This is a genomic window from Yoonia sediminilitoris, from assembly GCF_003058085.1.
Taxonomy (GTDB): Bacteria; Pseudomonadota; Alphaproteobacteria; order Rhodobacterales; family Rhodobacteraceae; genus Yoonia; species Yoonia sediminilitoris.
In genome coordinates this window covers 26,200-47,522 of record NZ_QBUD01000008.1, presented here as the reverse complement: position 1 = coordinate 47,522, position 21,323 = coordinate 26,200, and the positions used below count along the sequence as shown (strand labels likewise).

The following is a 21,323-nucleotide window of genomic DNA, read 5'->3' as shown; positions in this document are numbered from 1 at the left end:
CCATTGCAGGCGAAAATTGACATGACTGAGAATTCTCGAAATCGACTGGCCGGCAGTGGGAACGCAGCCGATCGTGTCGCAGAAGTAACAAGGCTGTTCGAAAGTGTCCGACATCGACTGGATCAAATGATTCAGGAGATTGGCGCGACCGACGAGAGCACGCCGAAATCAATTGTCTCAAAATTAAATGAACTGCAGGCCGCCCATCTTCGGCTGCTTGTTGCAGAGGATGCGTTTTATGACCAAAACCGGAGTGATACTGAAGAAGAAACCGTCGACTTCAGAACCATCCGGGCTGAAATCGGGCGCAAACTTGATCGCCTCCGCGACACCCTCGCAACAGGCGGTATTTCTGGCGAAGCTGACTCCAACTGAATTGGCAGCCTTGCCTTATCTGTTTGAATTCTGGGCCATGCCGCACCAGTTGCCCCCGTTGGGCGACTGGCGGTCATGGGTGGTCATGGGCGGGCGCGGCGCAGGTAAAACGCGGGCAGGATCCGAATGGGTACGCGCCATGGTTGAGGGCGTCACGGCGGACAAACACGGCGCAGCGCGCCGTGTGGCGCTTGTTGGTGAAACCCTGGATCAGGCCCGCGAAGTCATGGTCTTTGGTGAAAGCGGCTTACTGGCTGTTTGTCCGCCCGACCAGTTGCCTGTCTGGCGTGCCAGCAGGCGGATGCTTGAATGGCCAAATGGTGCAATTGCACAGACCTTTTCTGCATTCGATCCCGAAAGCCTGCGCGGACCGCAATTCGATGCTGCCTGGGCGGACGAGTTGGCCAAATGGCCGCGCGGCAGAGACGCCTGGGATATGCTGCAATTCAGCTTGCGACTGGGTGACGATCCACGCGCCTGTGTGACGACCACGCCCCGCCGGGTCGGCGTTTTGCGCGATTTGCTGGACCTCGATACCACCGTAGTCACGCATGCCCCGACAACAGCGAACCGGGCAAATCTGGCCAAGAGCTTTCTGTTGGAAGTGCAGTCACGCTATGGTGGCACGTCCCTTGGCCGTCAGGAGTTAGAGGGTGTATTGCTTGAAGATGCAGAGAATGCCCTTTGGCTCTCTGGTCAGATGGCTGCTTGTCAGCGCGCCGAAATACCGAAGCTGTCGCGCGTTGTTGTCGCGGTCGATCCACCGGGGAAGTCAAAGACGAATTCTGACGATTGCGGGATCATCGTTGCTGGCGTGGACATGACCGGTGATGTTGGCGAATGGACTGCGTATGTGCTTGAGGACGCAACGGTGCATGCCGCCAAACCGTCGATCTGGGCGCGGGCGGCAATCGAGGCGATGAAACGCCATGGTGCTGAACGGCTGGTTGCCGAAGTGAACATGGGCGGGGATATGGTTGAGGCGGTGATCCGCCAGATCGATCCGCAGGTGTCGTTTCGTGCGGTCCATGCGACCCGGGGTAAATCTGTCAGGGCGGAACCTGTTGCCGCTCTTTATGAACAGGGGCGGGTCTTTCATGCCCGTGGTTTGGGCGTGCTTGAGGATCAGATGTGCCAGATGACCACATCCGGCTTTGCCGGAAAGGGATCGCCAGATCGGCTGGATGCGCTTGTCTGGGCGTTACAGGATCTGATGATCGAGCCAGCCCAGAAGTGGCTTCGCCCCAGTATACGCGGGCTTTGAGGGTGTTGCGTGGGGGTGCGTACGCACCCCTCGCAACTTCGTAAACTATTCAGGTCAAATTACCTTTCATGGATCGCAGACGATCATCAGCCGAACAAGACTGATGGTTGCCACCGAGGAGTACTGAATGTTTGATTTTCTAAATCGCGCCAGGTCGAAGCCCGAAGCGGTTGAGGTGAAAGCCTCGGCTGCGGGTCGCGTGAAAGCGATGAGCGGCAGCGGGCGCGTCGCCTGGAGCCCACGCGATGTGGTGTCACTGACCCGTACCGGCTTCACTGGCAATCCCATCGGCTTTCGCGTCGTCAAGCTGATCGCAGAGGCCGCAGCGGCCCTGCCGGTCGTCTTGCAGGATGCAGACCGCCGATATGATGCGCATCCGGTGCAGGCCCTGCTGGCCCGTCCCAATGCAGGGCAGGGGCGTGCGGAGCTGCTGGAGGCGCTTTACGGCCAGATTTTGCTGACCGGGAATGGCTATCTGGAGGCCGTTGGCGAAGAGGATTTGCCGGTCGAGTTGCATGTCTTGCGCTCTGACCGGATGTTGATTGTGCCCGGCCCCGATGGATGGCCCGCAGGTTACGAATATCAGGTGAACGGACGGAAACACCGGTTCGACGTTACCAACGATCAAAGCCCTATCTGCCATATTAAAAGCTTTCATCCACAAGACGATCACTATGGTTTGTCCCCTTTGCAGGCGGCAGCCAATGCGATTGATGTGCATAATTCGGCATCTCGTTGGTCGAAGGCATTGCTGGACAATGCGGCGCGCCCATCTGGAGCCATCGTATATCGGGGGGCCGACGGTCAGGCATCTTTGAGCGCCGACCAATATGATCGGTTGCTTGATGAGATGGAAACCCAGCATCAGGGTGCGCGCAACGCGGGCCGTCCGATGCTGCTGGAAGGTGGGTTGGACTGGAAGCCGATGGGTTTTTCGCCGTCCGATATGGAATTCCAGAAAACAAAGGAAGCTGCGGCCCGCGAAATCGCCATTGCCTTTGGTGTGCCGCCGATGTTGCTGGGTATTCCCGGCGACGCCACCTATTCCAATTACCAAGAAGCGAACCGCGCATTCTATCGTTTGACGGTCCTGCCTTTGGCGACCCGCGTTGTCAGTGCGATTGCCGATTGGTTGTCGGACTACACCAATGAAGCGATTTTTCTGCGCCCCGATCTTGACCAGATCCCGGCCCTGTCGATTGAGCGCGACGCCCAGTGGCGCCGTGTCAGCGACGCAGATTTTCTGACGGCGGCAGAAAAGCGGTCACTGCTTGGCCTGCCCGCGTTGGAGGTCGGCGATGGACAGTAAAGAGAACAAGGTTGTCGATCTCACTGGCAAACCCAGACCGCAAGACAGCCCCCCCGCATCGCATTTCTGGTTTGCGCAGGTCGATCTGCGCCTTGGCCAGATTGAGTCGGTCGTCACACGCTTGGAATGGCAAGTCTGGATCATTGTCTGTGCTTGCGGAAGTTTGCTTGTCTTTGAAATCGTGGAAATACTCAGCAGGAGTTCCCAATGAACCTAGAGCATAAGTTTTGTCAGCTGGGTGCTGAAGTCACGGTCACAGACGGCACCGTCATCAGTGGCTACGCGTCCTTGTTTGGTCAGTCGGACCAGGGTGGAGATATCGTCGAGTCAGGCGCCTATAAAACATCGCTTGCCCAAAAGCGGGGTATCAAGATGCTTTGGCAACACGACCCGACCCAGCCAATCGGGGTCTGGGACGAAGTGCGCGAAGATAGCAAGGGCCTGTGGGTCAAAGGCCGCTTGCTGACCGATGTGGCCAAGGGCCGAGAGGCGGCATCACTGATCAATGCGGGCGCGATTGATGGCTTGTCGATTGGCTATCGCACCGTCAAATCCCGCAAGGATGACAAAGGCGGACGCCTTTTATCGGAACTGGAGCTTTGGGAGGTGTCACTTGTGACTTTTCCCATGCTTCCGAGTGCGCGCGTGGGTGCCAAGGGTGATGACCCGGACGTTGTCATGTTGCGTGATCTGGCCGCCGCTTTTGAGAATGCGCGCCTGTTGATGGGGCCAACCTAACCCCGAAACCGACAATCAAAAGGACTGATTGATGACCAAGACTGAGACCAAGTCTCGGGCCGGGGAAGATGTGTCTCCTGCCCATGCCCTGAACGCTGCGATTGCCGGGTTCATGAGCGATTTCAAAGAGTTTTCCCACGGCGTGAATGCCAAACTTCAAAAACAGGATGACCGGATGAACAAGCTGGATCGAAAGACGATGACACATGCCCGCCCCGCGCTTGCCGCAGCGGCCGCACAAGATGCGCCGCATCAGAAAGCCTTTGCTGCATATGTGCGGTCGGGCGACGATGATGCGCTTCGCGGGCTCGAAATTGAAGGCAAGGCGCTTGCAACGACAATTGCAGCCGATGGTGGCTATCTGGTGGACCCGCAAACCGCAGATGCGATCCAGAGCACGCTAAGCTCGACCGCATCGATCCGTGCCATTGCCAATGTGGTGAATGTCGATGCGACTTCCTACGATGTGCTGGTGGACCATTCCGAACTGGGGGCCGGCTGGGCCACCGAGACCAGCACCATCACGGAAACTGACACACCGCAGATCGAACGGATTACGATTCCGCTGCATGAATTGTCGGCTTTGCCAAAGGCGTCGCAACGTCTGTTGGACGACAGCGCCTTTGACATCGAGGGATGGCTTGCGACGCGTATTGCCGACAAGTTTGCACGCTCTGAAGCAGGTGCTTTTATCAGCGGTGATGGCGTGGACAAACCCACGGGCATTTTGCATTACCCTGCCGTTGCCGATGACAGCTGGGAGTGGGGCTCGATCGGTTATGTGCCTTCCGGCACCGCTGGTGGCATCACGCGCGCTGATGCGATTGTCGATCTGGTATATTCGGTGGGCGCTGAATACCGCGCCAACGGCACATTTGTCATGAACTCCAAGACAGCGGGCCATGTTCGCAAGCTCAAAGACAATGACGGACGCTTTGTGTGGGTTGACGGCCTGGCAGTTGGCGAACCAGCCCGTTTGATGGGCTACCGTGTGTTGATCGCCGAAGATATGCCTGACATCGCCAACGATACCTATGGCATCGCCTTTGGTGACTTCAACGCAGGCTACACCGTTGCCGAACGCCCTGATCTGCGGGTTTTGCGCGATCCCTTCTCTGCCAAGCCGCATGTGCTGTTCTATGCGACCAAGCGGGTCGGCGGTGCGGTCAGCGATTTTGCTGCGATCAAGCTTTTGAAATTCGCCACCAGCTAACGCTGGCGCGAAGGGGCGCGGTTCCACGGGGATGGCGCCCTTACTCCCGGATGCACACGACGACAATCCCGCGTTGTCTAGCTGCTCCCTTCCGTCCGAGCAATGCGGGAGGTGTGCATCCGGGATCCCAATAGTTTTGCGATCTTGAGCGGCAGAAAGATCAGAGATTTTCGGAGTAGATCCATGATATTAGTCGAAGAGACCCCCGTGCCGCAGTCGGCGCTGCCGGTCACACAATTCAAAGACCATTTGCGCCTTGGCACGGGCTTCGCCAATGATGGAGACGAAAACCCGGTTCTGGAGAGCTATCTGCGGGCCGCAATGGCCGCCATTGAGGCGCGGACCGGCAAGATCCTGATCGAACGCGAGTTTAGCTGGACGCTGTCAGATTGGCGGGATCGTGAACGCCAGCCGCTGCCTGTTGCCCCGGTCAATGCGATTGTGTCCATGGTGCTGTTGGACCCGCGCGGCGAAGAAGCATTGGCAAACGATGACGCATGGGTCTTGCAACCTGACCTGCAACGTCCCCTTCTAAAGCCGACATCTGGTCTGCTTCCCCCTATCCCATCCAATGGATCGGTCCGTATCCGCTTGCTTGCGGGTTTCGGCCCCGAATGGTCGGACCTGCCGTCTGATCTGGGGCAGGCAGTGCTGATGCTTGGCGCACATTTTTACGACTATCGCCACGACCTGACACGCGGTGTGCCAGCCATGCCCTACGAGGTATCGGCGCTGATTGAACGCTATCGTACAGTCCGCCTGCTGATGGGGAGCCGGTCATGAAGCGACCGCTGTTGACCAGATCACTGACCTTGGAAGCCCCTTTGCAGGTCTCCGACGGGGCAGGTGGCTACACCCATGAATGGCAGACACTGGGCTTTCTCTGGGCCCAGCTCAAGGCGGGGTCGGGCCGTGAAAGGGCAAGTTTTGCCGCGACCGTGTCGCGTGTGCCTTACCGGATCATTGTCCGCGCGTCGCCCTATGGTTCACCGTCGCGACCCGTCGCGGGCCAAAGATTTCGCGACGGTGAACGTATCTGGAAAATCGATGCTGTCGGCGAACATGATGCATATGGCCAGTTCCTGACCTGCTATACTCAAGAGGAGACCGCGTCATGAGTTATGGTACCTCCGCGGCGCTACAGTTGGCCGTCTTTCAACAGATGTCGAATGATCCCGGGCTCATCGCTTTGGTCGGTGATGCGATCTATGATGCGCTGCCCAGTGGTCCACTGCCACCACTTTATGTTGTGTTGGGGACCGAAAGCGCGCGCGATGCGTCCGACAAGACCGGCGGCGGTGCGCTTTTTGAATTCATGATTACGGTCGTCACTGAAACAGCCGGCTTTGCCTCTGCCAAAGTCGCTGCTGCTGCTGTGTCTGATGTGCTGGTGGATGCACCGTTGCAGTTGAACAGGGGGCGTCTTGTGTCCCTGAATTTCTACAAGGCGAAAGCCGCCCGCGTAGGGTCTGGCGATGTTCGCCAGATCAATCTGACTTTTCGTGCCCGCGTTGCGGACGACACCTGATTCCTGAAAGGAGACAAGCCAATGGTGGCCCAAAATGGTAAAGATTTGTTGATCAAAATCGACATGACCGGTGATGGACAATTTGAAACAGCTGCGGGACTGCGCGCAACCCGGATCAGCTTCAATGCGGAAAGCGTTGATGTGACCAGTCTTGAAAGTGCGGGTGGCTGGCGGCAGTTACTGGGGGGCGCAGGTGTCAAGACGGCGAGCATTTCGGGTTCGGGTGTCTTTAAGGATGATGCAACCGACGAACGCGCCCGGCAGATTTTCTTTGATGGCGAGACGCCCAATTTCCAGGTCGTCATTCCGGACTTTGGTATTGTCGAAGGCCAATTTCAGATCACGTCGATCGAGTATGCCGGGTCATATAATGGCGAGGCGACTTACGAACTGGCGCTTGCTTCGGCGGGTGCACTTGTGTTCACGGCTTTTGCGTGATGACCAATCCCATGACGGGGGAAGTGTCGCTCACCATTGATGGTCAGGCCTTTGACTGCAAATTGACCCTTGGTGCCCTGGCAGCGTTGGAAACGGGACTGGGCGACGAGTCACTGATCGACCTGATCCGCCGCTTCGAGACCAGCGCCTTTTCCAGTCGGGATGTGATGGCTGTTGTCATTGCCGGGCTGCATGGCGGCGGATGGACAGGCAACAGCGACGATCTGATGACCGCAAAGATTGAAGGCGGGCCTGTGGAGGCAGCTAAAGCGGCCGCGTTGATGCTGGCCCGCGCCTTCACCCCGCCAATATGAACGGGCTGGATTGGCCGCGTCTGATGCTGGCGGGGATGCATGGGCTGCGCCTGAAACCGGCGGATTTCTGGGCGCTCACGCCGGCCGAATTGCAGCTTATGCTGGGCCAGACCGAAGCAAGATCACCAATGGGGCGCAAGCGGCTTGGTGAGTTGGAGCAGGCCTATCCTGATCGACAAGAGGATGTGAAGAATGGATGAGATTGATCGGCTTGATACGCTGGAGAGCGATATCAGCGGGCTGGAGCGCAGTCTGGGTGATGCCACGGCGATGACGGCGGCCTTTGATGACCAGTTGCGTGATGTGCAAGGATCGTTGGGCAATACTACCCGTGATCTGGGCAATCTGGAGCGTGGGTTTTCAGGGGGGCTGAAACGTGCGTTTGACGGTTTGCTGCTGGATGGCGTGAAACTGTCGGATGCATTGAGTGGGCTGGCCAATGCAATGATCAACACGGCCTATTCTGCCGCCACCCGTCCGGTCACGGATCATTTGGGCGGTATGTTGTCGGACGGGCTGAATGCGGCCGTATCGGGCATGATGCCTTTTGCGGCGGGCGCCCCGTTTTCGCAAGGCCGGGTGATGCCTTTTGCCAAGGGCGGTGTTGTTGGCGGGCCGACAACGTTCCCTATGGCGGGCGGCACAGGACTGATGGGCGAGGCGGGGCCAGAGGCGATCATGCCACTGTCACGCGGTGCTGACGGTCGCCTTGGGGTCCGCACACAAGGGAGCGGCGCAATCACCGTGAATATGAACATCAGCACGCCGGATGCGCAAAGTTTTCAACGCAGTCAGGGCCAGATCGCCACCCAGATGTCACGGGCGCTTGGGCGCAGTCAACGCAATCGTTAGAGGGACAAAGCAATGGCATTTCACGAGGTCAGGTTTCCTGCATCACTCAGCTTTGGCTCAGTCGGTGGGCCGCAAAGGCGCACCGATATTGTCACGCTTGCCAGCGGCTACGAAGAGCGCAATACGCCTTGGGCCCATGCCCGCAGGCGATATGATGCGGGATTTGGCTTGCGGTCGCTGGATGATGTCGAGGCGTTGATTTCGTTTTTCGAGGCGCGGCAGGGCCAGTTGATCGGATTTCGCTGGAAGGACTGGAGCGACTATAAATCCAGCCTGCCATCACAGGCTATTTCCGCCACAGATCAATTGATCGGCGTGGGCGATGAGGTCAACGCAGCATTTCAACTGACGAAATCCTATCGCTCGGGTGAGACGACCTATGTACGTCCAATTACCAAGCCTGTCGCGGGTACGGTGATTCTGACTGTCGGTGGCGACCCGGTGGTTGAAGGCGTGGATTACGCGCTTGACATTGAGACCGGCGCGCTAGCCTTTTCCCATCCGCCTGATGACAGCGCCGAAATCCGCGCGGGGTATGAATTTGATGTGCCCGTCCGCTTTGACACGGATTCGATCCTGACGTCGATCTCGAACTTTCAGGCAGGCGAAGCCCCTAACGTACCCATCGTGGAGATCAGGGTATGAGCGCGCAAGATCTACAGGCGCATCTGGCCAGCGGCACCACGCATGTCTGCACTTGCTGGGCAGTCACAAGGCGCGATGGCGTCACGATAGGGTTCACTGATCATGACGGACCCTTGCAGTTTGACGGAATGACGTTTGAGGCCTCCCGAGGCCTGTCAGCACGGGCGCTGTCAAGTAACAGCGGCCTAGCCGTCAACAACACCGAAGCGCTGGGTGTTTTGCAGTCAGATGCGATTACCGAACGTGACATTGCCGCTGGGCGCTATGATGATGCAAAGGTCACGATCTGGCAGGTCCAATGGGACAACCCTGAGGCGCGCGAGGTCCGTTTTGCTGGCACCATCGGTGAAATCACCCGTGCCGCGGGCGGTTTTCAAGCCGAATTGCGCGGGCAGACCGACGCGCTGAACCTGCCGCAGGGGCGTTCTTATCTGAAGACCTGTAGTGCCATCCTTGGCGACGTCGCTTGTGGGTTTGATCTGAGTGAGTTGGGTTTTCACCTCGAGGCCGCAGTCCATGACCAGACCGCGGCACAGGTCATTTGGTTGGGCGGGGTCACGGGCTTTCACGACCGCTGGTTCGAAGGCGGCGTTTGCGAGGTCATGTCCGGTGCCGCACAGGGACTGAAGGGCGTGGTCAAGCTGGACCAGACTATTGATAATCTGCGCCAGATCACCCTTTGGGAACCCATTCGCGAACAGATTGCGTCTGGTGACATGCTGCGCCTGACCGCTGGCTGCGACAAGCGTACCCAGACCTGCCAACAGAAGTTCGACAACCTGCTGAACTTTCGTGGCTTCCCCGACATTCCGGGCCAGGATTGGCTGGTGAGCGTTCCACGCTCCGATGACGCCAACACGGGTGGGAGCCTGAAACGATGACGCATCCGTTTGCAATTGCCGCGCGCGACTGGATTGGCACTCCTTATTTGCATCAGGGTGCGACCAAATGCGTTGGCTGTGACTGTCTGGGGCTGATCCGGGGTATCTGGCAAGAGGTCAACGGTGCAGAGCCTGAACAGGTGCCTGCATACACCGCCGATTGGGCCGAACCACAGGGGCGGGAGGTGCTGCTTGCCGCTGCAACACGGCACATGCACCGGACCGAGGCACTGATGGCGCCCGGACAAATCCTGCTGTTCCGTATGCGTGACGGGGCGGTGGCAAAGCACTTGGGCATTCTGACCGCCACTGACCCCTATCCGAAATTTGTCCACGCCTACACCGGGCATGGGGTCGTTGAAAGCCCGCTTTCTGCCCCTTGGCGCCGCCGTATCGCCGCCCGTTTCGAAGTTTTACAAGGATAAATCTGATGGCCACGATCGTACTTTCTGCCGCAGGCATGGCGCTGGGCGGCTCTGTTGGCGGCTCTGTTTTGGGGCTGTCGATGGCAACCATTGGTCGTGCTGCCGGGGCTGTTATCGGCCGCCGAATTGACCAGCAGGTGATGGGTGGCGGGAGTGAGCCGGTCGAGACCGGGCGCGTTGACCGGTTTCGTTTGACAGGTGCAAGCGAAGGCACCGATCTTCAGACGATTTATGGCCGGATGCGTGTGCCGGGGCAGGTGATCTGGGCCAGTCAGTTTCGTGAACGCACCCAGACCACAGGGGGCGGCGGCGGCGGCAAGGGTACACCACCTGCGCCTGCGCAGCCGTATGTCACCAGCTATTCCTATTCCGTCAGTATGGCGCTGGCGCTGGGCGAGGGGCCCGTGGCCCGTGTGGGCCGGATTTGGGCGGACGGGGCAGAGGTGTCGCCCGAGGATCTGAACATGCGGTTCTATCCCGGGTCGGCAGACCAATTGCCTGACCCCAAGATCGTCGCGGTCGAAGGGGCTGCCAACACGCCAGCCTATCGGGGCACCTGTTACGTTGTGTTTGAAGATTTGGAGCTTGGCCAGTTCGGCAACCGCATCCCGCAATTCACATTTGAAGTGATGCGCCCCACGCCTGCCGATATTACACAAACCGCACCTGACCTTGATCAGTTGGTCAAGGGTGTCGCCCTGATCCCGGGCACGGGCGAATATGCCTTGGCCACAACGCCTGTTTACTTGTCGCAGGGGTTCGGCAAACGGTTGGCGATCAACACCAATTCACCCATGGGCGGCACAGATTTCACTGTGTCAATGAACGCGCTGGAGCAGGAACTGCCCGCCTGCAAGTCCGTTGTTGTTGTTGTGTCATGGTTTGGCGATGACCTGCGCTGCGGTGAATGCAGCGTGCAGCCCAAGATCGAGCAGCGCGAGGTGGATTCAGGCCGGATGCCATGGACCGTCGGAGGCGAGACGCGCTACAGCGCGTCTGTTGTACCGCAGCAGGATGACAAGCCGATATATGGCGGCACACCAGCAGACCAGTCGGTAATCGAAGCGATCAGGGACATGAACGACCGCGGGCTGTCTGCTATGTTCTATCCGTTCATCCTGATGGAGCAACTGGAAGGCAACATGAAACCGAATCCGTGGACAGGGACTGCAGGGCAACCCCCATTGCCATGGCGTGGCCGCATCACAACATCGCTCGCCCCGACGCAATCGGGCACGCCGGACGGAACAGCGGCGGCAGTGGCAGAGATCGACGCTTTCATGGGTCAAGCGGCGGTCAGCGACTTTTCCGTGACCGGTGAAGCGGTGCTTTATACAGGTCCAAATGACTGGGGTTATCGACGGTTCATCCTGCATTACGCGCACCTGTGTGCGGCGGCAGGTGGTGTGTCTGCTTTCTGTATCGGATCCGAAATGCGGAGCCTGACACAGATCAGGGGGCCGGGGAACAGCTTTCCTGCCGTAGCGGCCCTGCAGCAACTCGCAGCGGACGTGCGGGCCATTCTCGGGGCAGGGTGCAAGATCAGCTATGCGGCCGACTGGTCGGAATATCATGGCTATCAACCTGTCGGGACCGGCGACAAATTCTTTCACCTTGACCCATTGTGGGCCGACCCGAACATCGATTTCATCGGGATCGACAATTACATGCCATTGTCTGACTGGCGGGATGAAGATGATCACGCTGACAGCGAAGCGGGCAGTATCTATAACCTTGATTATCTGCGGACGAACGTGGCCGGTGGTGAAGGGTACGACTGGTATTACCCGTCACCTGAAGCACGCGCAGCCCAACGCCGCGTGCCGATCACTGATGGCGCAGGTGAGCCCTGGGTCTGGCGCTACAAGGATTTTGCTGGCTGGTGGGGCAATCCGCACCATGACCGGATCAACGGTGTGCGGCAGGCGCAAAGCACACCGTGGGTGCCGCAAAGCAAACCGATTTGGTTTACAGAGTTCGGCTGTGTGGCGATGGACAAGGGCACCAACCAGCCCAACAAGTTCATTGATGAAAAGTCATCCGAGTCTTCGTTGCCATATTTTTCGACGGGAAATCGCGATGATTTCATCCAGATGCAATACATCCGCGCTGTCACAACCCATTATGCAGATCCGGCCAACAATCCCCGGTCAGAGCTTTATGATGCGCCAATGGTGGCGACGGACCGTATGCACGTCTGGGCGTGGGATGCGCGCCCTTACCCGTTTTTCCCCGGCAACCGGTCGCTTTGGTCTGACGGTGTAAACCATGCACGCGGGCATTGGCTGAACGGGCGGGCCACCAACCGGTCACTGGCCACTGTGGTGGCCGAGGTCTGCCAGCGGTCAGGGCTGCGCGATATTGATGTCTCTGAACTTCATGGCATCGTGCGCGGCTATAGCGTGGCTGACGTCGGGTCAGCACGGGCGGCGCTGCAACCGCTGATGATTACCTACGGGTTTGACGCGGTCGAACGTGGCGGAAAGCTGGTTTTCAAGAACCGTCATGGTCGCCTTGATCACAGGCTTGACGATGAGTGCCTTGCCATCAATGCCGAACAGGACCGGTCTGTCGCGCTGACCCGTAATCCGACGTCAGAGATCGCGGGACGCGTGCAACTCAACTACCTTAGCGCCGAAGGGGATTATGACCCCATCGCAACAGAGGCCATTCACCCCGATGACGCGACAAACAGTGTCACAAGGTCAGAGGTGTCATTGTCCCTGACCCGCAACGAAGGGCGGCAAACCGTGGACCGCTGGATTCAGGAAACCCGAATTGCACGCGATACGGTCGAATTTGCGCTCCCACCTTCGCAATGCAAGGTGAATGCGGGTGATACCGTATCGCTACAAACTGTCGACCACGCGGGCTGCTACCGTGTTGACCGCGTCGAAGAAGCAGGGCTGCGGCTGATCGAGGCCACGCGGATTGATCCCGAAGCCTATCGGCAGCAGCGATCAATGGACGAATCCCCGGTGCTGAAACCCTTTGTCGGACCGGTGCCTGTGGACATGTTTTTCATGGATCTGCCCCTGATTACGGGCGATGAAATGCCCACATCACCGCATGTTGCGGCCGCAGGGGCACCATGGCCGGGCAGCGTCGCACTTTACGGGTCATCGCAAGACAGCGGCTATGTCTTGCAAGATCTGATCCGGGCACCGTCAACCGTGGGGCTGACGCAAACCACCTTGCTGCGCGGCCCCGCAGGAATTTGGGATCGGCAGGCTGATTTCACAATAGAACTGATCAATGGCGCGCTCAGCTCTGCCTCGGTCGAGGCGGTCTTGAACGGGGCCAATAGCCTTGCCATTGGGGACGGCACAGCCGACTTGTGGGAAGTCGTGCAATTTCAGACAGCAACAGCATTGGGCGACAATCGCTTTGCCCTGAATGGGCTGTTGCGGGGGCAGGCGGGTAGTCGCGGGGTGATGCCGGATGTCTGGCCGGAAGGGTCAGTTGTCGTGTTGCTGGATGGCACCCCCGAGCAGATCGCAATCCCGAGTGCGGCACGCGGCAACACACGCCACTACCGCTATGGACCCACGAAAAGCACGATCAATTCGCCAGCTTTCAAATATGCCTCCTATGTCTTTCAGGGTAACGGGTTGCGCCCATATCCCGTCGCCCATCTGCGGGCGGACGTGACCCCGACGGGCCTGACCCTGAACTGGATTCGGTGCACGCGCATTGATGGTGATCTATGGGCCGATGCGGATGTGCCTTTGAGTGAAGAAACCGAACAATATATGGTACGTGTGATACAGACAGGGGCCGTGCGCCGTCAGGAAACGACCACCAGCGCACAGTGGAGCTATGCCAGTGCAGATGCCACCGCCGAAGTCGGGACTGCGCCGTTCCGGGTGGAAGTTGCCCAAATGTCGGCTCGCTACGGGGCCGGGCCCTACACCGACATCACGCTGCAGGTTTGATATGCGCCCTGTTCAGTTCGCAGATATCGAGATTGCAGCACGGGTCCTGAGGCGCGCCCCGGCAGACCGCAGGGCCAGCATAATCGGGCAGATTTTGCAGGATGCGGATACTGCTGACCGATATCGCAAAAGACTGCGGCGCCTGCATCCGCAATATGGTGACGGCAGCCTGATGTCCGCCGCACTGCGCCATGACAAGGCCCCGCGACCTGCATCCTGCGATGCGCTACACCTGCGTTGCATCGCCCAGATTGTGCAGGAATTGCTGGTCAGCGAGCCCCATCAGGAAAGGTGATTGCAGAAATCACACGTTTGTTCTTGGCCAAATGCGCCAATTTGGATTACACAAAGGTTCCAGACAGAGGAACAGCGCCATGGCAAAAGTTCAACCATCCCTCACCGAGATCGACCCCGTATGGCACCGCATCTGCGAAGAAGCGGAAACAGCGATCGCCGATGAACCCCTGATGGGGGGGCTGATCCATGCGGGTGTCCTGCACCACGCTACGTTTGAGCGTGCGCTGGCCTACCGTTTGTCGATGAAGCTTGCGTCACCCGAAATGTCCGAGCAGATTTTGCGCGAGATCGCAGACGCTGCCTATGCAGAGGCACCAGCCTTGCCCACAGCGGCCCGCGCTGATCTGGTGGCGATCTATGATCGTGATCCCGCCTGCCACCGGTTCATGCAGCCGCTGTTGTATTTCAAGGGCTTTCAGGCTGTCCAATCCTACCGGTTGGGCCATTGGCTATGGAAAAATGACCGTCGCGACCTTGCCTACTTCGTGCAAATGCGGGTCAGCGAAATCTTTGGTGTCGATATCCATCCCGCCGCGCGGATCGGGAAGGGCATCATGATTGACCACGCCCATTCCATTGTTGTCGGTGAAACGGCCGTCGTGGGTGACAATGTGTCCATGCTGCATTCCGTCACGCTTGGCGGGACTGGCAAGGAAGATGATGATCGTCACCCCAAAATCGGCAATGGCGTGCTGATCGGGGCAGGGGCAAAGGTCTTGGGCAATATCACGGTTGGTCATTGTAGCCGGATTGCAGCCGGGTCTGTGGTTCTGGAAGACGTCCCGCCGATGAAAACCGTTGCGGGGGTTCCCGCACGGATCGTGGGCGAAGCAGGCTGTGCGCAGCCTTCGCTGGCGATGCATCAGTTATTGGGCGAATAGCGGATTGCGCCCGCGCGCGTCAGATCGCTAGGTTCGCTTTGGTCTGGCTGCGAAAAGCTGCAAAACCAGCGCGCGCTGTGGCCTGAGCGTTCTTTCAAACGCCGCGCCGAACAGGGCACAGTGCAGCAATGTCATGACAAGCAGCGACAGGTCCGGCAATGGCAGCCTCCCGACGGACGACATCATCGGTTTGAGAAACTGCAAAACCGGATTTTGGAGCAGATAGAGGGAGAAGCTGACAAAGGCTGCGTCTCTTACGCCTTTTGAAAGTGCGTTCTCTTGCCCCTGTAGGGTCTGGCAAAGGGCCTGTACGCCTGCCAGATGCGGGCCTGTCAGCACTGCCAGAAAGACGTTCCAGATGAATTCATCCGAGAACCGCAAGCTATAGAGTTGGTCGAGCGAAATCAGGCCAAGCGTCACCTGCCCAAAACCTCTGGCACATCCGCCGACAAGGCACCTGCGTAGATGACGACAGGCAGGATCGTCAGTATCAAGCCGGACACGCGCGACAGCGCAGGCGCGGCCTTGACCCAGCCGTAGAGCCAGACGCCGATAATCCAACAGGGCAGCAGCAGAATGATGTTCAGGCCAAACAGCACAAGCATAACCGCCAATAGCGCCATACGCCTTGCCCCTTGGACAAAAAGATAACCACAGCATCACTGCCAAGGTTCAGGTCTCGTAACCGCCAAGAATATTCTCAAGAACATCCAGCACGATCAGATTCACTTGTTTCGCCACCAAATCCTATCACTCGGTCGGTCAGATATTCTGAAAATATGAGGATTTTGGGCAACCGACCAGAATTCTTCCAGTCGGTTGCAGAACCGACTGGACCTTAGGCCAGCATCGTCATCGGGTTTTCAAGATTGTCCTTGATCGCCTGTAGCAGGTTCGCGCCAAGCGCGCCGTCAATCACACGGTGATCGACAGACAGGGTTGTTGACATCACAGTCCCAACAGCCAGTTCGCCATCGGCACCAACAATCGGTTTCTTAACGCCCGCACCGACCGCAAGGATGGCCGCGTGGGGCGGATTGATGATCGCATCGAAATTGTCGATGCCGAACATGCCAAGGTTTGAAATCGCAAAACTGCCGCCCTGATATTCATGCGGGGCAAGCTTGCGGTCACGGGCGCGGCTGGCAAGGTCTTTCATCTCGGCAGAGAGGGCGGACAGCGACTTCATCTCCGCATCTTTCAATACCGGCGTGAACAATCCGCCTTCGATGGCGACGGCCACAGCAACATCGGACTTTTCAAATTGCAGCGTACGATCACCCGCCCAGACTGCATTCGCTTCGGGAACCTGTTGCAGGGCCAAAGCACAGGCCTTGATGATGAAATCGTTGACGGACAGCTTTACACCTCGCGGCTCAAGCTGCTTGTTCAACTGGCTGCGGAACTTGAGCAATGCGTCAAGCTGGATGTCGCGGCGCAAATAGAAATGCGGCACGGACTGTTTGGCTTCGGTCAGACGGGCGGCGATGGTCTTGCGCATCCCGTCCAGCTTGACCTCTTCAAAGGGGCGGTCTGCATAGGTTTTCAGAACGGCATCGGTGCTGGGGCCCGCGGCCATGGCAGCGGCTGGCGCTTCTGCCTTTGGCGCAGCAGCGGACGCGTCGGCCGTTTTTGCGCCGGGTTTTGCGTTTTCGACGTCGGCCTTGATGATACGGCCATGCGGGCCCGACCCTGTGATCTCGGCCAGATCAAGCCCCTTGTCCGCCGCGATCCGCCGCGCAAGCGGGGTTGCAAAGATGCGGTTGCCATCTTTGACCGGGGCGGCGGGTGCCGGTGGTGCGGCCTTGTCGGAGCCCCCTGCGGGAGCCGCCTCCGCAGCCGCGGCGGGCTGCGCCGCCGGAGCGGGTGCGGATGTTTCGCCAATATCATCGGCGCTTTCGCCTTCTTCCAGCAGCACAGCGATGACGTCATTGACTTTCACACCCTCGGTGCCCTCAGCGATCAGGATCTTGCCCATCACACCTTCGTCCACGGCTTCGAATTCCATGGTGGCTTTGTCCGTCTCGATTTCGGCCATTATATCACCAGAGGAGACGGTGTCGCCCTCTTTGACGTGCCATTTGGCAAGCGTGCCTTCCTCCATTGTGGGGGACAGGGCGGGCATCAGGATTTCTGTGGGCATAGCGCTCTCTCCTTACCGGTAGGTGACTTTTTTGCAGGCGTCGACCACTTCGTCTGCGGTCAGCAAGGCATGCTTTTCAAGGTTGGCGGCATAGGGCATCGGCACGTCCTTGCCGGTGCATGTGATGACGGGGGCGTCGAGATAATCAAAAGCTTCCTGCATGATGACCGAACTGATGTAGCCACCGACGCTGCCTTGTGGCCAGCCTTCTTCGACGGTCACGCAGCGGTTGGTCTTGCGCACAGATGCAAGGATGGTTTCTGTGTCCATCGGGCGCAGGGTGCGCAGGTTGATAACCTCGGCATTGATGCCATCCTCAGCGAGCTTTTCAGCCGCTTGCAGGGCGTATGTCATGCCGATCCCGAAACTGACGATAGTCACATCATCACCGGCGCGCTCAATCTTGGCTTTACCAAATGGAATGGTGAAATCATCCATGACTGGCACATCGAATGACTTGCCGTAGAGAATTTCGTTCTCGAGGAAAATCACCGGGTTGGGGTCGCGGATCGCGGTTTTCATCAACCCTTTTGCATCAGAGGCAGAGTAGGGCATCACAACCTTCAGGCCCGGTATCTGCATGTACCATGCGGCGTAATCCTGACTGTGCTGGGCACCCACGCGGGCGGCAGCACCGTTCGGGCCGCGGAAAACCATCGGCGCACCCATCTGACCGCCAGACATATAAAGTGTCTTTGCGGCAGAGTTGATAATGTGATCAATGGCTTGCATGGCGAAGTTGAATGTCATGAATTCCACGATAGGCTTCAACCCGCCAAATGCGGCGCCGGTTGCGATCCCGGCAAAGCCATGTTCGGTGATTGGCGTGTCGATCACACGCTTGGCGCCAAACTCATCCAGCAGGCCTTGGGAAATTTTGTAGGCACCCTGATATTCGGCGACCTCTTCTCCCATCAGGAACACGTCACCATCGCGGCGCATTTCCTCGGCCATGGCGTCGCGCAGGGCTTCGCGGACTGTTGTTGGCTTCACCTCAACATCAGCGTCCCAATCAGGCGTCGCATCCACTTCGGGTGCCTTGGGGGCCTCTGATGCGGCGGGTGCCGTCTCTGGTTCTGGCGCTTTTGCTTCGGCAGGGGCCTTGGCTGCGCCCGCTTCGGGCACATCTTCACCGTCCTCGACCAGAATGGCGATCACGTCGTTGACCTTCACGCCTTCGGTGCCTTCGGCAATCACGATCTTGCCGACGATGCCTTCATCAACGGCTTCGAACTCCATCGTGGCCTTGTCGGTTTCAATCTCGGCCATGATGTCGCCGGATGATACGGTGTCGCCTTCCTTGACCAGCCATTTGGCCAAAGTGCCTTCTTCCATGGTGGGGGACAGGGCGGGCATAAGAATTTCGGTTGCCATGGCTCAAGCCTCCTGCGGGATTTCTGTGGCGTAAATGTCTGTCCAAAGCTCTTCCAACGCGGGCTCAGGGCTTTCCTTGGAGAATTCGGCCGCCTCATTGACGATGGCCTTGATCTCCTTGTCGATCGCCTTGAGGTCCTCGTCGCTGGCGTGTTTGCCCGTCAGCAGCATGTCGCGGACCTGTTCAATCGGGTCACGCTCATCGCGCATTTTCTGGACCTCTTCGCGGGTGCGGTATTTCGCCGGGTCCGACATGGAGTGGCCGCGATAGCGATAGGTTTTGACCTCAAGAATATAGGGGCCTTTGCCCGCGCGGCAGTGCGCGACAGCGCGCTCACCAGCCTCTTTGACCGCCAGAACGTTCATCCCGTCGACCTCTTCCCCCGGTATGCCATAGGCTGCCCCACGTTCCCACAGAGATGGTGATTTCGTCGAGCGCTTGACAGATGTGCCCATGGCGTACTGGTTGTTTTCAATGACAAAAACGACGGGCAAATCCCACAGCTCGGCCATGTTGTAGGTCTCGTAGACTTGGCCCTGGTTGGCGGCACCGTCACCGAAATAAGTGAATGTCACCCGGTCGTTGCCACGGTATTTGTCGGAAAAGGCCAGTCCGGCACCCAGTGGCACCTGAGCCGCCACGATGCCGTGGCCACCATAGAAATGTTTCTCTTTCGAGAACATATGCATGGAGCCGCCCTTGCCCTTTGAAAACCCGCCGTCGCGCCCGGTCAGTTCGGCCATGATCCCTTTTGGGTCCATGCCGCAGGCCAGCATGTGGCCATGATCGCGGTAGGATGTGACACGTTTGTCACCTTCGTCAGCGGCGGCCTCAAGCCCGACAACAACCGCTTCCTGACCGATATACAGGTGGCAGAAGCCGCCGATCAGGCCCATGCCGTAAAGCTGGCCTGCCTTTTCTTCGAACCTGCGGATCAAGAGCATTTCACGGTAATGGCCCAGTAACTCCTCGGCCGAGACATTGGGTTTTGCGGCGGCTTTTTTTGGTGGCATCTGTATTCCTCCAGCGCATGAAAATTAGTTTAGCGTTAAACTATTTCTTAAAGCATGCCGTTTGACTTTGCGAGAGTCAATCCAAGGTTGGGCAATTGCTGCCTGCATAGCCGTTCTGCGCAAAAGGCAAGGCAGCGGATGGGTGAAGCAGGCAAATGGCGGTCCAAATGCAAGACATGCTTGTGCCCTACTTTTCGGTTTGCTGCAAAGTCTGGATGCCCGTCGAAACGGGCACTACCGGATCACAATTTCATCGGCGCGGATCAGGCCCAGAACATCGCGGGCCTGCTCGTCCAGCAGATCAAGATCAAGGTAACTGTCAGAAAGCCGCGTTGTCAGATTTTCCATCCGCGCGACCTCTGCCTGTAAATCCGCCAGTTCGTCCTGCAATGCGGCCCCTTCGGCGCGCACTTCGATCCGCTTGAAGAGCCCGTAGTCACCTTGCACAGCTGCGAAGGTGAAATAGAGACCCAGCATCAGGGTACCAAGAAAATAAAACACAGCACCCATCGCCGGGCGGTTACGTCGCAACATCTGCTTTGCCTCTCAGGTCGTCTCTGGCGGACCGGTTTGCGGCAGAATCGCACAAATGGTGCACGAAGGGAATCCCAAAAAGTCGATACGTGGAGATTATCCTGCAACCGATGCGGCATAGACCTCATCAATGGTCTTGGCGATGGTGGCGTTGAAGTCTGCATCGCTTTGGTCGGCAGACAGACCTTCGGTCAATGCCCGCGAAAAGCTTGCGATGACCCCCTTGTTCCGGGCCAGCTTCGCGTTGGCTTCGGCGCGGCTGTAGCCGCCGGACAGGGCGACGACGCGCATGACCTTGGGGTGGTCAACCAAAGGCTGATAGATGTTGGCCTGCGCTGGCAGCGTCAGCTTGAGCATCACGTTGTCGTCCGCGCCGAGCTTGTCGAGCTGTGCCAGTATTTCGTCACGCAGCATTTCTTCGGCCTGCGCCTTGTCTGGCATGTTGATGTTGATCTCGGGCTCAAGAATGGGGACGAGCCCGTGGCTGATGACTTTCTGACCCACTTCGAACTGCTGGGCAACAATTGCGGCGATGCCCGCAGGGTTGGCGGCATTGATGACCGACCGCTCTTTGGTGCCGAATATGCCATGTTCCACGGCCCGCGGCAGCAGTGCGTCAAGATGGTCCAACGGTTTCATCAGTTGCACGCCGTCGGCTTCGTCCAGCAACCCCTTGTCGATCTTGAGGAAAGGCACGACATGGCGGTCTTCCCACAAATACCGGGCCGACGGTTTGCCGTTGATTTCGCGGTCCATCGTCATTTCAAACAGGATGGCACCGACGATCTTGTCGCCGGTAAAGGCAGGCGCATTCACGATCCGGCTGCGCATTTCATGGATCAGGTCGAACATTTGTGCATCGTTGGCATAGGCATCTGAAGAGACACCGTAGGCGGCCAATGCCTTTGGGGTCGATCCGCCGCTTTGGTCCAAAGCTGCGATGAATCCCTTGCCATGACGGACTTGTTCGGCCTGTTCCTGTTGCGACATCAAATACACCTTCCCAAATTTCCCGGGCTCGAGCCCCTCAGTTCTGGCATAAGGGACTGATTTTTGTGATGCAAATATGATGGCGCTAACTGTTTGCGCTAACTCGCGGAAAACCCTGCATCGCAAGGGATTGCGTGACCACAAGACTCGCAACCCCTGTAGGGGCGGATGGT

The 21,323-nt window shown here is 58.3% G+C and carries 25 protein-coding genes; 18 read left to right on the top strand and 7 right to left on the bottom strand.

Annotated features, from left to right (window positions below; genetic code table 11):
• Nucleotides 1–3 precede the first annotated feature (3 nt).
• The 18 genes from C8N45_RS23715 (at nucleotide 4) to cysE (ending at nucleotide 15,095) form a co-directional block, all read left to right on the top strand.
• Complete coding sequence (locus tag C8N45_RS23715; RefSeq protein ID WP_245882681.1) at nucleotides 4–375, top strand: hypothetical protein; 372 nt, start codon at nucleotides 4–6, stop codon at nucleotides 373–375.
• The gene (locus tag C8N45_RS14705) at nucleotides 296–1,639 is read left to right on the top strand and encodes a DNA-packaging protein (protein ID WP_245882686.1); all 1,344 of its coding nucleotides are present in this window, start codon (nucleotides 296–298) and stop codon (nucleotides 1,637–1,639) included. Before C8N45_RS23715 ends, C8N45_RS14705 begins: the two co-directional genes overlap by 80 nt.
• Nucleotides 1,640–1,766: 127 nt before the next feature.
• The gene (locus tag C8N45_RS14700; protein WP_108387018.1) at nucleotides 1,767–2,948 is read left to right on the top strand and encodes a phage portal protein; all 1,182 of its coding nucleotides are present in this window, start codon (nucleotides 1,767–1,769) and stop codon (nucleotides 2,946–2,948) included.
• Nucleotides 2,949–3,155: 207 nt separating this feature from the next.
• On the top strand, nucleotides 3,156–3,686 hold the full coding sequence (locus C8N45_RS14690; protein ID WP_108387016.1) for an HK97 family phage prohead protease: 531 nt from the start codon (nucleotides 3,156–3,158) through the stop codon (nucleotides 3,684–3,686).
• A 31-nt stretch (nucleotides 3,687–3,717) separates the two neighbouring features.
• Nucleotides 3,718–4,899, top strand: coding sequence for a phage major capsid protein (locus tag C8N45_RS14685; RefSeq protein ID WP_108387015.1), 1,182 nt, complete (start codon nucleotides 3,718–3,720; stop codon nucleotides 4,897–4,899).
• Nucleotides 4,900–5,082: 183 nt separating this feature from the next.
• Nucleotides 5,083–5,682, top strand: a complete 600-nt coding sequence (locus tag C8N45_RS14680) for a head-tail connector protein (RefSeq protein WP_108387014.1) — start codon at nucleotides 5,083–5,085, stop codon at nucleotides 5,680–5,682.
• Nucleotides 5,679–6,017, top strand: coding sequence for a head-tail adaptor protein (locus C8N45_RS14675; RefSeq protein WP_108387013.1), 339 nt, complete (start codon nucleotides 5,679–5,681; stop codon nucleotides 6,015–6,017). The genes C8N45_RS14680 and C8N45_RS14675 overlap by 4 nt, the downstream gene beginning before the upstream one ends.
• Entirely contained in the window at nucleotides 6,014–6,427 is a 414-nt protein-coding gene (locus C8N45_RS14670; protein ID WP_108387012.1) for a DUF3168 domain-containing protein, read from the top strand. Before C8N45_RS14675 ends, C8N45_RS14670 begins: the two co-directional genes overlap by 4 nt.
• A gap of 21 nt (nucleotides 6,428–6,448) precedes the next feature.
• The gene (locus C8N45_RS14665; protein WP_108387011.1) at nucleotides 6,449–6,865 is read left to right on the top strand and encodes a phage major tail protein, TP901-1 family; all 417 of its coding nucleotides are present in this window, start codon (nucleotides 6,449–6,451) and stop codon (nucleotides 6,863–6,865) included.
• Entirely contained in the window at nucleotides 6,865–7,179 is a 315-nt protein-coding gene (locus tag C8N45_RS14660; RefSeq protein ID WP_108387010.1) for a gene transfer agent family protein, read from the top strand. The genes C8N45_RS14665 and C8N45_RS14660 overlap by 1 nt, the downstream gene beginning before the upstream one ends.
• Nucleotides 7,176–7,379: a rcc01693 family protein gene (locus C8N45_RS14655; RefSeq protein WP_108387009.1), complete on the top strand. Its 204-nt coding sequence runs from the start codon at nucleotides 7,176–7,178 to the stop codon at nucleotides 7,377–7,379. Before C8N45_RS14660 ends, C8N45_RS14655 begins: the two co-directional genes overlap by 4 nt.
• Nucleotides 7,372–8,031, top strand: a complete 660-nt coding sequence (locus C8N45_RS14650; RefSeq protein WP_108387008.1) for an RcGTA-type gene transfer agent tail tape measure protein — start codon at nucleotides 7,372–7,374, stop codon at nucleotides 8,029–8,031. Before C8N45_RS14655 ends, C8N45_RS14650 begins: the two co-directional genes overlap by 8 nt.
• 12 nt (nucleotides 8,032–8,043) lie before the next feature.
• Complete coding sequence (locus tag C8N45_RS14645) at nucleotides 8,044–8,676, top strand: DUF2460 domain-containing protein (protein ID WP_108387007.1); 633 nt, start codon at nucleotides 8,044–8,046, stop codon at nucleotides 8,674–8,676.
• Nucleotides 8,673–9,557: a phage/gene transfer agent baseplate hub protein gene (locus C8N45_RS14640; protein ID WP_108387006.1), complete on the top strand. Its 885-nt coding sequence runs from the start codon at nucleotides 8,673–8,675 to the stop codon at nucleotides 9,555–9,557. Before C8N45_RS14645 ends, C8N45_RS14640 begins: the two co-directional genes overlap by 4 nt.
• The gene (locus tag C8N45_RS14635; RefSeq protein WP_108387005.1) at nucleotides 9,554–9,982 is read left to right on the top strand and encodes an NlpC/P60 family protein; all 429 of its coding nucleotides are present in this window, start codon (nucleotides 9,554–9,556) and stop codon (nucleotides 9,980–9,982) included. The genes C8N45_RS14640 and C8N45_RS14635 overlap by 4 nt, the downstream gene beginning before the upstream one ends.
• 5 nt (nucleotides 9,983–9,987) lie before the next feature.
• Nucleotides 9,988–13,917 (top strand): baseplate multidomain protein megatron, encoded by a 3,930-nt coding sequence (locus C8N45_RS14630; protein WP_108387004.1) that lies wholly within the window; start codon nucleotides 9,988–9,990, stop codon nucleotides 13,915–13,917.
• A 1-nt stretch (nucleotide 13,918) separates the two neighbouring features.
• Nucleotides 13,919–14,212 (top strand): DUF7742 family protein, encoded by a 294-nt coding sequence (locus C8N45_RS14625; RefSeq protein ID WP_108387003.1) that lies wholly within the window; start codon nucleotides 13,919–13,921, stop codon nucleotides 14,210–14,212.
• 79 nt (nucleotides 14,213–14,291) lie between these two features.
• Nucleotides 14,292–15,095, top strand: coding sequence for a serine O-acetyltransferase (cysE, locus tag C8N45_RS14620; RefSeq protein ID WP_108387002.1), 804 nt, complete (start codon nucleotides 14,292–14,294; stop codon nucleotides 15,093–15,095).
• A gap of 27 nt (nucleotides 15,096–15,122) precedes the next feature.
• Here cysE and C8N45_RS14615 read toward each other — a convergent pair whose 3' ends face one another.
• From C8N45_RS14615 to C8N45_RS14585, 7 genes are all read right to left on the bottom strand, one after another.
• Complete coding sequence (locus C8N45_RS14615; protein ID WP_108387001.1) at nucleotides 15,123–15,515, bottom strand: hypothetical protein; 393 nt, start codon at nucleotides 15,513–15,515, stop codon at nucleotides 15,123–15,125.
• The gene (locus tag C8N45_RS14610; protein ID WP_108387000.1) at nucleotides 15,512–15,718 is read right to left on the bottom strand and encodes a hypothetical protein; all 207 of its coding nucleotides are present in this window, start codon (nucleotides 15,716–15,718) and stop codon (nucleotides 15,512–15,514) included. The genes C8N45_RS14615 and C8N45_RS14610 overlap by 4 nt, the downstream gene beginning before the upstream one ends.
• Before the next feature lie 215 nt (nucleotides 15,719–15,933).
• On the bottom strand, nucleotides 15,934–17,238 hold the full coding sequence (locus C8N45_RS14605; protein WP_108386999.1) for a pyruvate dehydrogenase complex dihydrolipoamide acetyltransferase: 1,305 nt from the start codon (nucleotides 17,236–17,238) through the stop codon (nucleotides 15,934–15,936).
• Nucleotides 17,239–17,250: 12 nt separating this feature from the next.
• Nucleotides 17,251–18,612 (bottom strand): pyruvate dehydrogenase complex E1 component subunit beta, encoded by a 1,362-nt coding sequence (locus tag C8N45_RS14600; protein WP_108386998.1) that lies wholly within the window; start codon nucleotides 18,610–18,612, stop codon nucleotides 17,251–17,253.
• Nucleotides 18,613–18,615: 3 nt separating this feature from the next.
• Nucleotides 18,616–19,626, bottom strand: coding sequence for a pyruvate dehydrogenase (acetyl-transferring) E1 component subunit alpha (pdhA, locus tag C8N45_RS14595; RefSeq protein ID WP_108386997.1), 1,011 nt, complete (start codon nucleotides 19,624–19,626; stop codon nucleotides 18,616–18,618).
• 234 nt (nucleotides 19,627–19,860) lie between these two features.
• Nucleotides 19,861–20,160 (bottom strand): FtsB family cell division protein, encoded by a 300-nt coding sequence (locus C8N45_RS14590; protein ID WP_108386996.1) that lies wholly within the window; start codon nucleotides 20,158–20,160, stop codon nucleotides 19,861–19,863.
• Nucleotides 20,161–20,256: 96 nt separating this feature from the next.
• On the bottom strand, nucleotides 20,257–21,150 hold the full coding sequence (locus C8N45_RS14585; RefSeq protein WP_108386995.1) for a fructose bisphosphate aldolase: 894 nt from the start codon (nucleotides 21,148–21,150) through the stop codon (nucleotides 20,257–20,259).
• Nucleotides 21,151–21,323 lie beyond the last annotated feature (173 nt).

Bases quoted from the DNA above. Each gene is read 5' to 3' on its own strand.
- C8N45_RS14645 (WP_108387007.1), top strand. From the start codon at position 8,044: ATGGCATTTCACGAGGTCAGGTTTCCTGCATCACTCAGCTTTGGCTCA.
- C8N45_RS14700 (WP_108387018.1), top strand. From the start codon at position 1,767: ATGTTTGATTTTCTAAATCGCGCCAGGTCGAAGCCCGAAGCGGTTGAG.
- C8N45_RS14680 (WP_108387014.1), top strand. From the start codon at position 5,083: ATGATATTAGTCGAAGAGACCCCCGTGCCGCAGTCGGCGCTGCCGGTC.
- pdhA (WP_108386997.1), bottom strand. From the start codon at position 19,626: ATGCCACCAAAAAAAGCCGCCGCAAAACCCAATGTCTCGGCCGAGGAG.
- C8N45_RS14660 (WP_108387010.1), top strand. From the start codon at position 6,865: ATGACCAATCCCATGACGGGGGAAGTGTCGCTCACCATTGATGGTCAG.
- C8N45_RS14665 (WP_108387011.1), top strand. From the start codon at position 6,449: ATGGTGGCCCAAAATGGTAAAGATTTGTTGATCAAAATCGACATGACC.
- C8N45_RS14670 (WP_108387012.1), top strand. From the start codon at position 6,014: ATGAGTTATGGTACCTCCGCGGCGCTACAGTTGGCCGTCTTTCAACAG.
- C8N45_RS14650 (WP_108387008.1), top strand. From the start codon at position 7,372: ATGGATGAGATTGATCGGCTTGATACGCTGGAGAGCGATATCAGCGGG.
- C8N45_RS14640 (WP_108387006.1), top strand. From the start codon at position 8,673: ATGAGCGCGCAAGATCTACAGGCGCATCTGGCCAGCGGCACCACGCAT.
- C8N45_RS14655 (WP_108387009.1), top strand. From the start codon at position 7,176: ATGAACGGGCTGGATTGGCCGCGTCTGATGCTGGCGGGGATGCATGGG.
- C8N45_RS14635 (WP_108387005.1), top strand. From the start codon at position 9,554: ATGACGCATCCGTTTGCAATTGCCGCGCGCGACTGGATTGGCACTCCT.
- cysE (WP_108387002.1), top strand. From the start codon at position 14,292: ATGGCAAAAGTTCAACCATCCCTCACCGAGATCGACCCCGTATGGCAC.
- C8N45_RS14605 (WP_108386999.1), bottom strand. From the start codon at position 17,238: ATGCCCACAGAAATCCTGATGCCCGCCCTGTCCCCCACAATGGAGGAA.
- C8N45_RS14625 (WP_108387003.1), top strand. From the start codon at position 13,919: ATGCGCCCTGTTCAGTTCGCAGATATCGAGATTGCAGCACGGGTCCTG.
- C8N45_RS14630 (WP_108387004.1), top strand. From the start codon at position 9,988: ATGGCCACGATCGTACTTTCTGCCGCAGGCATGGCGCTGGGCGGCTCT.
- C8N45_RS14675 (WP_108387013.1), top strand. From the start codon at position 5,679: ATGAAGCGACCGCTGTTGACCAGATCACTGACCTTGGAAGCCCCTTTG.
- C8N45_RS14585 (WP_108386995.1), bottom strand. From the start codon at position 21,150: ATGTCGCAACAGGAACAGGCCGAACAAGTCCGTCATGGCAAGGGATTC.
- C8N45_RS14600 (WP_108386998.1), bottom strand. From the start codon at position 18,612: ATGGCAACCGAAATTCTTATGCCCGCCCTGTCCCCCACCATGGAAGAA.
- C8N45_RS14690 (WP_108387016.1), top strand. From the start codon at position 3,156: ATGAACCTAGAGCATAAGTTTTGTCAGCTGGGTGCTGAAGTCACGGTC.
- C8N45_RS14590 (WP_108386996.1), bottom strand. From the start codon at position 20,160: ATGTTGCGACGTAACCGCCCGGCGATGGGTGCTGTGTTTTATTTTCTT.
- C8N45_RS14610 (WP_108387000.1), bottom strand. From the start codon at position 15,718: ATGGCGCTATTGGCGGTTATGCTTGTGCTGTTTGGCCTGAACATCATT.
- C8N45_RS14685 (WP_108387015.1), top strand. From the start codon at position 3,718: ATGACCAAGACTGAGACCAAGTCTCGGGCCGGGGAAGATGTGTCTCCT.